Consider the following 12,054-nt stretch of genomic DNA (forward strand, 5'->3'; position numbering starts at 1 on the left):
ACGCTTGAAGGAATGGGCGTCAATGCCAACACTGAACTGGATCGGCAAGGAAGTCGTCGTCAAACACCACAAGGAAGTGCCGTTTCGCCTCTTGGAGCCCGTGCCGCAACTATCGCTCCCCTCGCCCGCAGGGAAAGGGGCCGGGGGAGAGGGCGATTTTGGCGGCAACCTCATCGTGCAGGGCGACAACCTGCACGCCTTGAAGGCCCTCTTGCCGCGCTACGCGGGCCAAGTGAAGTGCATCTACATCGACCCGCCCTACAACACCGGCAACGAAGGCTGGGTGTACAACGACAACGTGAATAGCCCGGAGATCAAGAAATGGCTGGGCGAAGTGGTCGGCAAGGAAGGCGAGACGCTGGATCGGCACGACCGCTGGCTGTGCATGATGTACCCGCGCTTGGTGCTGCTGCGGCAGTTTCTGCGCGAGGACGGCGCGATTTTCGTGTCCATCGACGACAACGAAGTGGCCAGCTTGCGGTTGTTGATGGATGAGATTTTTGGGGCAGGGAATTTTATTTCCACGTTCGTCGTTCAAAAGAGAGTCTCTCCAGACAATGATGAGCGTTTAGTCACGGCAGTACATGACTACTTAGTCTGTTACGGGAAGAACAAGCGCTCTTGCCAATTCGCACGACTTGCACGTACCGAAAAAGCAGATGCGCGTTACGAAAATCCTGACAATGATCCGCGAGGGCCGTGGACATCCAGCGATTTGACTCGACGCGAGTATCGAGAGCACGACTTTTATCCAATCAAATTACCCAGTGGACGTGAAGTCACGCCAGCGGCTGGTAGAAGCTGGTCAGTTCCACGCGAAACTTTTCAGCGACTATTGGCCGAAAACCGCATATGGTTTGGCCGAAATGGTGCGGCAATGCCACGCTTGAAACGATTTCTTTCCGAAGTTTCTGGGGGTATGGTTCCAACCACCTGGTTCTCTTCAGACCTTGCGGGCGATAACCAGCAGAGCAAGAAAGAGCTACGAGGGATACTGCACGAGCAAACCGATTTGTTTGCAACGCCAAAGCCAACAAAATTACTTCAGCGCATCCTGCAAATCGCCACCGACAAGGATTCCCTCGTCCTCGACAGCTTCGCCGGCAGCGGCACGACAGCCCACGCGGTGCTCAAGCAAAACGCCGAAGATGGCGGCAAGCGTCGCTTCATCCTCGTGGAAATGGATGAGAACATCGCCCAAAACGTCACCGCCGAGCGTGTGCGGCGCGTGGCACAAGGCTACAGCAAAAGCGCCCTCACCCCCGGCCCCTCTCCCGCCAGCGGGCGAGGGGAGAAAGCCGTCGCAGGCTTGGGCGGCGGCTTTCAGTTCTGCCGCCTATCGGCCGAGCCCCTCTTTGATGCCGACGGCCAGATTCGCCGCGATGTGACCTTTGCGCAGCTCGCGGAGTTCGTCTGGTTTGCCGAAACCGGCACGGGCTTCCCCCTCCCCCAACCCCTCTCCCGGGGGGAGCGGGGAGAAAAATATTCGCCGCTCTTGGGGGTGTTTGAAGGCCGCGCCATCTACCTGCTCTACAACGGCATTCTCAAGGACAAATCGGTTGCCGGCGGCAATGTGCTCACCGGCGCGGTGCTCGACGTGCTGCCGCCGTTTGCCGGCCCCAAGGTGATCTACGCCGCCGCCTGCCGGCTGGGCGGCGCGCGGCTTATGCGCGAGGGCATCACCTTCAAGCAAACGCCTTACGTGCTGGCGGTGTAGCATAGTCCTGACCCCTGTTACCCGCGTGAGGAGTACGCCATGAGTACCGCAGAAATCATCGAGCGCGCCTTGCATTTGACGGCATCGGAACGCTATGCCTTGATTGAGCTGCTGCACCAAAGTCTCGACAAGCCCGACCCGGCGGTGGATCGGGTTTGGCAGGAAGAGGCATTGCGTCGCTTGCAGGCTTACGACGAAGGCCGGCTCGAGTGCGTTTCGATGGAAGAGGCCTTCAAGGACTTGTGATGGAGCTTGTTTTCGCCAAGGTGGCCCGCGCGGAAATGGCCGAGGCCAAGCGTTTCCACGAATGGCAGCAACGCGGCTTGGGCGCGGCTTTTCAGCACGAGGCCATGGTGGCCGCCAGGCGCATTCTGGAACGCCCCTTGGCTTGGCAAGTCGAGATCGATCCGGTGCGGCGGTTTGTGTTCAACCGCTTCCCTTACAAAATGCTCTACGTGGTTCGTGGCGAACGCATCGTTGTGTTGGCAGTCGCGCACCAGCACCGCAATCCGGAATACTGGATCGATCGCATCGACCGCCATGAATAACTTCGCAGCGAAACGCCACCAACAGCGGGGGCTCGACGTGCTGCCGCCGTTTGCCGGCCCCAAGGTGATCTACGCCGCCGCCTGCCGGCTAGGCAGTGCGCGGCTTACGCGCGAGGGCATCACCTTCAAGCAGACGCCTTATGCGCTGGAGGTGTGAGCATGGGGCCACAGCGCAAAGTCATCATCATCGCCGGGCCGAACGGGGCGGGAAAAACCACTTTTGCGCGCGAGTTTCTGCCCAACGAGGCAAGCTGCCCCATTTTTGTGAACGCCGATTTGATTGCTGCGGGGCTCGCCCCCTTTGCGCCGCAGACGGCCGCCGTGCAGGCCGGGCGGCTGATGCTCGAGGAGCTGGAGCGGCATTTCCGGGCAGGGCGCAGCTTCGCGTTCGAGACGACGCTGTCGGGCCGGGCGTACCTGCGCCATATCCGGCGCTGGCAGCAGGCGGGCTATTGGGTGGAGCTGATCTTCCTGCAGCTTGGCAGCGCCGACGAGGCGGTGGGGCGCGTGCAGCAGCGGGTTCGGCAGGGCGGCCATGACATCCCAGAGCCGGTGATCCGGCGCCGCTTCGAGGCCGGGCTGGCCAATTTTCGTCAACACTACGCGCCGGCGGTGGATGCCTGGGCCTTGTATGACAACTCGGGCGAGATGCCGGTATTGCTGGACTGGAGCGAACGATGAACAGTAAGACGATCGATCAGGCCAAGAGCGCGGATTTGCGGGGTTCGTGGCCAGCCCTGCTGCGAGCGGCGCGGCGGGCGCGCGAGCTGGCGGCGCAGACGGGGACCGAGCTCATCGTCATGCGCGATGGCGTGCTGCAACGCATCCGGCCACAGCCGAACGCGGGCGCGATGCCCGCGACCACCCCCGAGGGCAAGCCATGACGACCTTTGCGCCCAAGACCTACCAGCAGCAGGTGCTCGACAGCGTCGAGGCCTATTTCAAGGCCTGCCACGAGCTGCCGTCGCCGTCGATCGCCTTCACCGCCACCACGGAACGGCTGTGGGGGCGTGGCAATGCGTACAACCCGCTTTCGGGCTTTCCGCCCGACATGCCGTACTTCTGCCTGCGCGTGCCCACCGGCGGCGGCAAGACCTGGCTGGCGGCCAAGAGCGTGGCCTTGGTCAACACGCATCTGCTGCGCTGCGAGCACAGCGTGATCCTGTGGCTGGTGCCGAGCAAGCCCATCCGCGAGCAGACCTTGCGGGCCCTGCGCGACCGGCTGCATCCGTACCACGCGGCGCTGCGCGAGGCCGGGCCCATCACGGTGATGGATCTCGACGAGGCCAAGAGCGTGACCCGTGCGACGCTGGACACCTCGACCACGATCATCGTCGCCACCCGGCAGGCGTTTCAGGTGGAGGACGAAGAGTCCCGCAAGGTGTACCAGAGCAGCGGCGCGCTGATGCACCACTTCGACAACCTGTCGCCCACGCAGCGCGACGGCCTATTGAGCGACGGCGAAGGTGCCGAACGCACGACGCCGTGCTCGCTGGCCAACGTGCTGCGGCTGCGCCGGCCCTTCGTGGTGGTGGACGAGGCACACAACAACCGCACCGAACTGGCCTTCGACATGCTGGCGCGCTTCCGCCCCAGCGGCGTGATGGAGCTGACCGCCACGCCCGACCTGGAGCGCACGCCCAGCAACGTGCTGCACAGCGTCTCCGCCGCCGAGTTGAAGGCGGAGGAAATGATCAAGCTGCCCGTGGTCCTGGAAACCGAGCCGAACTGGCAACAGTGCCTGGCCGACGCCATCGGCCGGCGCGATGCCCTGCACAAGCTGGCCGATGAGGAACGCCGCGCGGGCAGCTCCTACCTGCGGCCGCTGGTGTTGATTCAGGCGGAGCCACGACGCGCGGGGGTGGAGACGCTGGACGTTGAGCGCGTGAAGAACGAGCTGATCTCCAACCACGGCATTCCGGCCAGCGAGATCGTCGTGGCCACCGGCGAGGAAAAGGGGCTGGAGAGAATCGACGCCGACTACAAGCTGGGCATTGCCGACCCGGCCTGCCCGGTGAAGTTCGTCATCACCCAGAAGGCGTTGGCCGAGGGTTGGGACTGCCCGTTTGCCTACATCCTGGTCAGCATGGCCTCGCTGTCATCGGCCACGGCAGTGGAGCAGTTGCTCGGGCGCGTGTTGCGTCAACCCGGCGCCAGCCATCGGCAGGCCAAGGCGTTGAATCAGTCCTACGCCTTCGTGGTCTCACGCAACTTTGCCGAGACGGCAGGTGCGCTGAGAGACCGTCTGGTGGCGGGCGCGGGCTTCGAACGACGGGAGGTGACCGAGTTCGTCACCGCAGCCAAGGCTGAGCAGGCGCGGCTGGACTTGGAAGGCCACGCCGGGCGCGTTGTGGTTCGGCCAGTGGCGATCACGTTGACGGAAAAGCCCGATCTCAAGAGAGTGCCCAAGCCGGTGCGCGACAAGGTGAGCTGGGACGGCAAGCTCAACACGTTGACCATCACCACGCCGCTTACCGAGGACGAGACCGAAGTGCTCAAGGCCTCGGTAACCAGCGATTCGGCGGCGGCGGCCATCGCCCGCGCGGCTGAGATCAGCCGGACAACGGCCATCGAGTTCTTCCAGACGCCGGCCGAGTTGGGGGAGCGCTTCCGCGTGCCACAGCTGGCCTTGCGCGTGCAGGGTGAGCTGCAACTGTTCGACGACCCGGAGGTTCTCGACTACCCGTGGGACTTGTCGACGTATGACGCCGCGCCGACAGGTGACGACATCACCGCGCTGGGCGCGGGCCTCAAGGTCTCCGAAGGCGGCGAGATCGATGTCGATGGCGAGAGCGGCAAAGTCGTCTCGCGATTCCTACCCGATTTGCAGCGTGACCTGGGGCTGGTCTATCAGCCCGAGCACTGGGACGAGGTACGCCTCGCGACGTGGCTGTGCCGAAATTTGCCGGAGCCGTCACTCACCCACGCGAGCAAGCTGGCTTTCGTGGCCAAGTGGCTAAGCGAGCTTTTGCGCTGCGAGGGCTTCACGCTGGCGCGCGCGAACCTGCAGAAGTTTTTGATCCGCAATCTGCTCGAAACACGCATCCGCGAACTGCGCCGGCAGGCAGTAGGGCGGGCCTACCAGCAAACCTTGTTCGGCGAAGGCGCGGCGGATCGGGTGGCGGTGAGCGATCGATACGCCTTTGAGTTCCACGCGCAGGCCTATGCGCCCAGCCGTGACTATGACGGTCGTTTCGGGCACTTCGACTTCCGCAAGCACTTCTACGGCCGCATCGGCGACTTCGACAGCAAGGAGGAGTTCGAGTGCGCCTGCTGGCTGGACATTCAAGCACAGCAGGGACGCATCCAGTTCTGGGTGCGTAACCTGGTGCGACGCGAAGGCTGCTCGTTTTTCTTGCAAAAAGCCGATGGGCGCTTCTACCCTGACTTCCTGTGCCAGCTACCGGGCGATGCCGACCAGCCCGGCCCGGTTCTGGCGGTGGAGTACAAGGGCGCGGACCGCTGGGAAGCTGCTACGGACGACCGCATGATCGGCGAGCTGTGGGCCAGCTTGTCTGGCGGGCGCTGCCGCTTTGTCATGGTCAAGGACAAGCGTTGGGAGTGGATCGAGGAGCGGCTGAAGTGAGCAACGCGCGGCAGCTTCGCCGAAAGGGTCGCTGCTACCCACCGGCTTTTTTCGAACGGATTGAGAAGTCCGGGGTTGAAGGTTAATCGAAGTTTTTCCTGCTCACTGCCAGCAGCACCGCCAGCGCGCAATGGGCTACCGCGCCTGTGGCAACGATTCAAACCACTGTTCATTCAGGCATTCATCCCTGAACTTGCCGTCGAAGCTCTCGATGTAGCCGTTTTGCATCGGCTTGCCCGGCTCAATCAGGATGTGGCTTATCCCGTTCCTCTGAGTCCAGGCCAAGAGCGCACGGCTGGTTTTTCGGGGGGATTACCCCCCTGGCGATCCGACCATCACACGCCGTCGGGCTCCTGCATCCACGCCGGGATATCCCGCTGTCCGTGCAGCAGACGCCACACATCGATGTGGTCCGGACGCTCGACGTAGAATACGAGGTATGGGTGGCGCGTCAGCGGCCAAGCGCGTAGGCCCGGCAGGTTGAGTTCATGGGCGTAGCGTGGAGAACCTGTGGCCGGGTGGCGACCAATGTGCCCGTAAGCTTTCTCCAGCGCATCGATGAAGCCGAGTGCCACGGCTTCGCCCGCCTCACTCAGGTAATACGCGACTGCCTCGTCCACATCCCGGTTGGCCTGCTCGCGCGGGATGACGGGCTTGGCCTTCACGCCTTGGCAGCGGGTTTGGCAGCCTTACGCACCCGGTCACGCAAGCCTTCGAAGTAGCTGACATCGGCTGGTGCCGCAGGGGCCGAGACAGCTCCGGCCAACAGTAGGTTGCGCAGTTGCAGACGGTCTTGATCCTTGCGGATGAGTTCGCGCACGTATTCACTGATCGTGCCGTAACCGCGTTGGCTGACCTGTTCGTCCACGAAGGACTTCAGGCTATCGGGGAGGGAAATGTTCATCGTGCTCATGGCGTAAGTGTGGATTATTTGGCAAAATTTGACAAACTGGGTCAAACGAGCCATGTGCGTCCTCCTCGACCGTAACAATAGAACAACCGTCAGCGGGATACTCATCTGCAATGAACTGGGCCGCCGACCACTGCGATTAGGGCGTGTTAACACCAATTGCGGTTAGAGTTACCGCCGCATCTTCTCACGGTTCGAAAAGCTCGATTTGATGTTCCTGGGCTTTCTCAGCTTCGTGCTGGTGGCCGACGGCCTACGTAGTTTGTGTTGACAGGCCCTAAGCCCGCGCCCTATCTCTCTGGGGCTGCCCAAGGCTCACATTCCTGAAACGGCCGCTGAACGGCCAGCCTGCCCCAATCGTAAAATGGCCGCTTTTGGAGCAGCCATGAGCCCAACGGTGCAGGTGGGCGTGGTCATGGGGTCCAGCAGCGACTGGGACACCATGCAGCACGCCGTCGAGATTCTCAAACAATTCGGTGTGAGCCACGAGGCGCGGGTGGTGTCGGCCCACCGCATGCCGGATGACCTGTTTGCCTACGCCGAGAGCGCAGGCCCGCGGGGGCTTAAGGCCATCGTGGCGGGTGCCGGGGGGGCTGCCCACCTGCCGGGCATGCTGGCGGCCAAGACCCCCGTGCCGGTGCTGGGCGTGCCGGTGATGACCAAAGCCCTCTCGGGCGTGGATTCGCTGCACAGCATCGTGCAGATGCCCAAGGGCATTCCGGTGGCCACCTTTGCGATTGGCCCGGCGGGCGCGGCCAACGCCGCCCTGTTTGCCGTGGCCATGCTGGCCAATGAAGACCCGGCCCTGTTGCAGAAGCTGCAAGCCTTCCGCGCCGCGCAGACCGAAGCGGCCCGGGCGATGGTCGTCCCCCCGCCGGAGGGGGCATGAGCCACAAGCCGGTGTTGCCCGGGCAGGTGACGCCCAACGGTCAGCTGGCCACCCTGGGCGTGATGGGTGGCGGCCAGTTGGGCCGCATGTTCGTGCAGGCCGCCCAGGCCATGGGCTACTTCACCGCCGTGCTCGATCCCGATCCGGCCAGCCCCGCCGGCCTGGTCTGCCATTACCACATCCAAACCCCTTACGAGGACGAGCAGGGCCTGGCGCAGCTGATGCAGCGCTGCGAAGCCATCACCACCGAATTCGAAAACGTGCCCGCCCCGGCGCTGATGACGCTGGCGGCGCACCGCCCGGTGGCCCCCGGCGCCCAGGCCGTGGCCATCGCCCAGGACCGTATCGCCGAAAAAGCCCACTTTGCAGCCTGTGCCCAGGCCGGTGGCGTGGGGCCGGCGCCATATGCCGTCATCGAAACGGCGGCCCAGTTGCAGGCCGTGCCCGAATCCTTGCTGCCCGGCATCCTGAAAACCGCCCGCCTGGGCTACGACGGCAAGGGGCAGGCACGCGTGGCCAGCCGCGCCGAACTGGCCGCGGCCTGGGCGCAGATGGGCCAAGTCCCCTGCGTGCTGGAGCAGCGCCTGGCGCTCAAAGACGAGCTGTCCGTCATCGTGGCCCGGGGGGCCGATGGCCAGATGGTGCATTTCCCGCCGCAGCGCAACATCCACCGCGACGGCATTCTGGCCGTGACCGAGGTGTTCGACGGCCACCTGCCCACCGCGCTGGCCCAGCAAGCCATCGCCGCCACGCAGGCGATTGCCGAGCAGCTGCACTACGTGGGCGTGCTGTGCGTGGAATATTTCGTGATCGACGACGGCAGCCCGCAGGGCGCGCTGGTGGTCAATGAAATGGCGCCCCGCCCGCACAACAGCGGCCACTACACGCTCAACGCCTGTGACGTGTCGCAGTTCGAGCTGCAGGTCCGCGCCATGGCGGGGCTGCCGCTGGTGGCCCCGCGCCAGCACAGCCCGGCGGTGATGCTCAATCTGCTGGGGGATTTGTGGTTCGATGCCGACGGGCGCGGCCGCACCCTCGACTGGCCGGCCATCCTGGCCTTGCCCGGCACCCATCTGCACCTGTATGGCAAGCTCAGCGCCCGGCCGGGGCGCAAGATGGGCCATCTCAACATCACCGGCGCCACGGCTCAGCAGGTGCGGGCCACGGCGCAGCAAGCGGCCGAGATCCTCGGCATCGCGCCGTGGGCCTGACCCTTGCGCCCCAGCCCGCCGACGCGCGGGCGCTGGCCCAGGCCGTGGAGGCGCTGCAACGCGGCGCCCTCGTGGCCATGCCCACCGAAACGGTGTATGGCCTGGCCGCCGATGCCGACCAACCTGCCGCCGTGGCCCGCATCTTCGCCGCCAAAGGCCGGCCGAGCGACCATCCGCTCATCGTCCACGTGGCCGCGCCTGCGCCCGGCGAGGAAGCCGCGCCCGATTCGCCGCTGGCCCATTACGCCCGCGACATTCCCCCGTTTGCCCAGCGCCTGATGCAGGCTTTCTGGCCGGGGCCGTTGACGGTCATCCTGCCGCGCCAGCCGGGCGTGGCCCAGGCCGCCGCCGGCGGACAGGATTCGATCGGTCTGCGCTGCCCTTCGCACCCGGTGGCCCAGGCCTTGCTGCGCGCCTGCGCGGCGTCGGGCATCCGGGGCTTGGCCGCGCCCAGCGCCAACCGTTTCGGGCGGGTCAGCCCCACCACGGCCGCGCACGTGGTCGATGAGTTTCAGGGCCTGCTCGGCCCGGAAGATTTGGTCATCCTCGACGGGGGGGCCTGTGCCGTGGGGATCGAGTCCACCATCATCGACTGCTCGCGCGGCCGCCCCGTGCTGCTGCGCCCCGGCATGCTGGCGCCCAGCGAGCTCGAACGCGTCGCTGGCCAGCCGCTGGCCACGCGCGACGCGGCCGCCCCCCGGGCCTCCGGCACGCTGGCCTCGCACTATGCGCCCCGGGCGCGGGTTCGCCTGATGTCGGCCGCCGACATTCAGACCGCGCTGGACGTGCTTGGCCCCGACGCACGCCACATCGCGGTCTACAGCCGCGCCCCGGTGACCAGTCGCAGCCATCACGTGCGGCTGGCGCGCATGCCCGCGCAGGCCGGCGCTTGCGCCCACGAGCTGTTCGCCATGCTGCGGACCCTGGACACGCCAGACACCCGCCTGATCTGGGTCGAGGCGCCGCCGGACGATCCGGCCTGGGACGGCGTGCGCGACCGCCTGCAGCGCGCCGCCGCCTAGCCGATTTTCAACACCGCAGTGTAACGGTCGGTTGTTCGATCTGTGTTACACCTTCGGGATGAATTTCGACTGGATCCATCAACTCAACGACACCCTGGAACAATGGAGCGGCGGCCTGGGCCAGCTCGCCATGACGAGCCTGCGCATCGGCGTCATCATCTTCGCCGCCTGGCTCATCAAGCGCATGCTGCACAAGGCCGTTGGCGGCCTGCGCAGCCACCTCACCAAAGGCTTTGACGACCGCGAGGCGATCAAACGCGCCGAAACGCTGGGGCGCGTCATCCGCTACTTCATCAGCGTGGTCGTCACCCTCGTGGGCACGATGCTCGTGCTGTCGGAGGTGGGCATTTCGCTGGCGCCCATCCTCGGTGCGGCCGGTGTGGTCGGCCTGGCGGTCGGCTTTGGCGCGCAGAGCCTGGTGCGGGATTACTTCTCGGGCTTTTTCCTGCTGCTGGAAAACCAGATCCGCCAGGGCGACGTGGTGACCCTGGCCGGCCAGACCGGCACGGTGGAAGAAGTCACGCTGCGCTACGTGCAGCTGCGCGACTATGCCGGCAACGTGTATTTCATCCCCAACGGCCAAATCAGCACGGTGGTCAACATGTCGCGCGGCTTCGGCAATGCCGTGATCGAGGTGGGCGTGGCCTATCGGGAGGATGTGGACGAGGTCATGGCCGTCATGCACCGGGTGGCCGCCGAGATGCGGCAGGACCCGGAGTTCGGCCCCCGCATCCTGCAAGACCTGGAGATGGCCGGCGTGAACGACTGGGCCGACTCGGCGGTGATGATCCGTGCCCGCATCCGCTGTCAGGCCCAGGAGCAATTCGGGGTGCGGCGCGAGTTCCTGCGCCGTCTCAAGAAAGCCTTCGACGCCGAAGGCATCGAAATCCCTTTCCCCCACCTCACGATCTACGCCGGTCAGCCCAAAGCGGGCAAGGCCCCGGCATTCCGGCTCGAACAGCAGGCCTGAGCCGGCCACCCCATCAGGCCTGGGCGGCGGCGCGGCGCCCGGTTTGGCTGAGTTCGCGCAGCACGCCGCAGGCTCCACCGTCGATGGGCCCGTCGCACTGGCGCTGCAGGTCCAGCAGCTGGCGCTCCAGCGCCCGCATCGAACGAATCCGCGCGCGCACCTGCGCCAGCTGCTCGGCCAGGATGTCGTCCACATGGTGACAGGTATCGGCCGGATCGTTCATGAAAGCGATCAGGCGGGCAATGACCGGCAGGGGCATGTCCAGCGAACGGCAGCGGCGGATGAACACCAGCCGATCGAGGTGTGCATCGTCATACGCGCGGTAGCCATTGGCGCGCCGCGCCGGCGCTGGCAGCAAGCCTTCCTTTTCATAAAAACGGATCGTCTCCGGCGCGACGCCGGCACGCTGGGCCAGTTCCTTGATCTGCACGGCAATCCCCCTGTCGGTCGTGGTCTTGACACTGTAGCGACTTCAAGGTTTCCAATGGCGGTGAAAGGATTTTCACCATGCCTGGCTGCTCCTGCGAACACACCCCTGCCGCCTCTGCACACATCACCAACCTGGGCCGCTACCGGCGCATTCTGTGGATCGCGCTGTGGGCCAACGCCACCATGTTCGGCGTGGAAATGGTGGCCGGCCTGCAAGCCGGCTCCCTGGCCTTGCTGGCCGACGCGATCGACTTCGCGGGCGACGCGTTCAACTACGGCCTGTCGCTGGCAGTGCTGGCTTCGGCCCTGGCGTGGCGGGCCCGCGCCGCGCTGCTCAAAGCCGTCACCATGGCAGGCTTTGGGCTGTTCGTGCTCGGGCAGGCGCTGTGGTCGCTGTGGCACGGCGAGGTGCCAGGGGCCATCACCATGGGCGTGGTGGGCTTCATGGCGCTGCTGGTCAACGTGGGCGTGGCCTGGATGCTCTATGCCTTCCGCGAGGGCGACGCGAACATGCGCAGCGTCTGGATCTGCTCGCGCAACGACGCCATCGGCAACGTGGCCGTGATGCTGGCCGCCCTGGGCGTGTTCGGCACTGGCTCGGCCTGGCCCGATTTGCTGGTGGCCAGTCTCATGGCCACGCTGGCCCTGCACGGCGGCTGGAGCGTCGGCCGCCAGGCCTGGCGCGAATTGCGCAGCGAGGCCCCAGCGTCCGAACCGGCCCAGGCAGACATGGACGCCGAGGCCCCTTCGTGCTCCAATAGGGCCTACTAGA

15 protein-coding genes and 2 pseudogenes are annotated in these 12,054 nt (G+C 65.4%); 13 read left to right on the top strand and 4 right to left on the bottom strand.

The features are described from left to right. Positions 1–22: 22 nt before the first annotated feature. From DFR43_RS03945 to DFR43_RS03970, 7 genes are read left to right on the top strand one after another with little or no spacing between them, the layout of a single operon-like run. The gene (locus tag DFR43_RS03945; protein WP_133596060.1) at positions 23–1,717 is read left to right on the top strand and encodes a site-specific DNA-methyltransferase; all 1,695 of its coding nucleotides are present in this window, start codon (positions 23–25) and stop codon (positions 1,715–1,717) included. A 39-nt stretch (positions 1,718–1,756) separates the two neighbouring features. Beyond that, positions 1,757–1,963: an addiction module protein gene (locus tag DFR43_RS03950; protein ID WP_068606257.1), complete on the top strand. Its 207-nt coding sequence runs from the start codon at positions 1,757–1,759 to the stop codon at positions 1,961–1,963. Next, positions 1,963–2,265: a type II toxin-antitoxin system RelE/ParE family toxin gene (locus tag DFR43_RS03955; RefSeq protein WP_133596061.1), complete on the top strand. Its 303-nt coding sequence runs from the start codon at positions 1,963–1,965 to the stop codon at positions 2,263–2,265. Before DFR43_RS03950 ends, DFR43_RS03955 begins: the two co-directional genes overlap by 1 nt. Next, a complete protein-coding gene (locus DFR43_RS13610; protein WP_164499689.1) occupies positions 2,258–2,422 on the top strand; it encodes a hypothetical protein in 165 nt (54 codons plus the stop codon). The genes DFR43_RS03955 and DFR43_RS13610 overlap by 8 nt, the downstream gene beginning before the upstream one ends. Positions 2,423–2,424: 2 nt before the next feature. Continuing rightward, positions 2,425–2,946: an ATPase gene (locus tag DFR43_RS03960; protein ID WP_133596062.1), complete on the top strand. Its 522-nt coding sequence runs from the start codon at positions 2,425–2,427 to the stop codon at positions 2,944–2,946. Beyond that, positions 2,943–3,149, top strand: coding sequence for a hypothetical protein (locus tag DFR43_RS03965; protein WP_133596063.1), 207 nt, complete (start codon positions 2,943–2,945; stop codon positions 3,147–3,149). Before DFR43_RS03960 ends, DFR43_RS03965 begins: the two co-directional genes overlap by 4 nt. Further along, positions 3,146–5,851: a DEAD/DEAH box helicase gene (locus DFR43_RS03970; RefSeq protein ID WP_133596064.1), complete on the top strand. Its 2,706-nt coding sequence runs from the start codon at positions 3,146–3,148 to the stop codon at positions 5,849–5,851. The genes DFR43_RS03965 and DFR43_RS03970 overlap by 4 nt, the downstream gene beginning before the upstream one ends. Positions 5,852–5,989: 138 nt before the next feature. Here DFR43_RS03970 and DFR43_RS03975 read toward each other — a convergent pair. The 3 genes and pseudogenes from DFR43_RS03975 to DFR43_RS03985 all read right to left on the bottom strand — a co-directional run. Beyond that, positions 5,990–6,160 (bottom strand): annotated as a pseudogene (locus DFR43_RS03975) (integrase core domain-containing protein); the annotation flags it as partial. A 26-nt stretch (positions 6,161–6,186) separates the two neighbouring features. Next, positions 6,187–6,516, bottom strand: coding sequence for a type II toxin-antitoxin system RelE/ParE family toxin (locus DFR43_RS03980; RefSeq protein ID WP_133596065.1), 330 nt, complete (start codon positions 6,514–6,516; stop codon positions 6,187–6,189). Continuing rightward, the gene (locus tag DFR43_RS03985) at positions 6,513–6,764 is read right to left on the bottom strand and encodes a type II toxin-antitoxin system ParD family antitoxin (protein ID WP_133596122.1); all 252 of its coding nucleotides are present in this window, start codon (positions 6,762–6,764) and stop codon (positions 6,513–6,515) included. Before DFR43_RS03985 ends, DFR43_RS03980 begins: the two co-directional genes overlap by 4 nt. A 169-nt stretch (positions 6,765–6,933) precedes the next feature. Between DFR43_RS03985 and DFR43_RS03990 the strand changes: the two are divergent. The 5 genes and pseudogenes from DFR43_RS03990 to DFR43_RS04010 form a co-directional block, all read left to right on the top strand. Further along, a pseudogene (locus DFR43_RS03990) lies at positions 6,934–7,032 on the top strand (IS5-like element ISCARN85 family transposase); the annotation flags it as partial. A 114-nt stretch (positions 7,033–7,146) separates the two neighbouring features. Then, entirely contained in the window at positions 7,147–7,650 is a 504-nt protein-coding gene (gene purE / locus DFR43_RS03995) for a 5-(carboxyamino)imidazole ribonucleotide mutase (protein ID WP_133596066.1), read from the top strand. Further along, on the top strand, positions 7,647–8,861 hold the full coding sequence (locus DFR43_RS04000; RefSeq protein WP_133596067.1) for a 5-(carboxyamino)imidazole ribonucleotide synthase: 1,215 nt from the start codon (positions 7,647–7,649) through the stop codon (positions 8,859–8,861). The genes purE and DFR43_RS04000 overlap by 4 nt, the downstream gene beginning before the upstream one ends. Further along, complete coding sequence (locus tag DFR43_RS04005; protein WP_133596123.1) at positions 8,858–9,883, top strand: L-threonylcarbamoyladenylate synthase; 1,026 nt, start codon at positions 8,858–8,860, stop codon at positions 9,881–9,883. The genes DFR43_RS04000 and DFR43_RS04005 overlap by 4 nt, the downstream gene beginning before the upstream one ends. 58 nt (positions 9,884–9,941) lie before the next feature. Further along, positions 9,942–10,853: a mechanosensitive ion channel family protein gene (locus DFR43_RS04010; protein WP_133596068.1), complete on the top strand. Its 912-nt coding sequence runs from the start codon at positions 9,942–9,944 to the stop codon at positions 10,851–10,853. Positions 10,854–10,866: 13 nt separating this feature from the next. Here DFR43_RS04010 and DFR43_RS04015 read toward each other — a convergent pair whose 3' ends face one another. Further along, on the bottom strand, positions 10,867–11,283 hold the full coding sequence (locus DFR43_RS04015; protein ID WP_133596069.1) for a Cd(II)/Pb(II)-responsive transcriptional regulator: 417 nt from the start codon (positions 11,281–11,283) through the stop codon (positions 10,867–10,869). A gap of 77 nt (positions 11,284–11,360) precedes the next feature. Between DFR43_RS04015 and DFR43_RS04020 the strand changes: the two genes are divergently transcribed. Beyond that, a complete protein-coding gene (locus DFR43_RS04020) occupies positions 11,361–12,053 on the top strand; it encodes a cation diffusion facilitator family transporter (RefSeq protein WP_133596070.1) in 693 nt (230 codons plus the stop codon). Position 12,054 lies beyond the last annotated feature (1 nt).

Source organism: Tepidicella xavieri, assembly GCF_004363315.1.
GTDB lineage: Bacteria > Pseudomonadota > Gammaproteobacteria > Burkholderiales > Burkholderiaceae_C > Tepidicella > Tepidicella xavieri.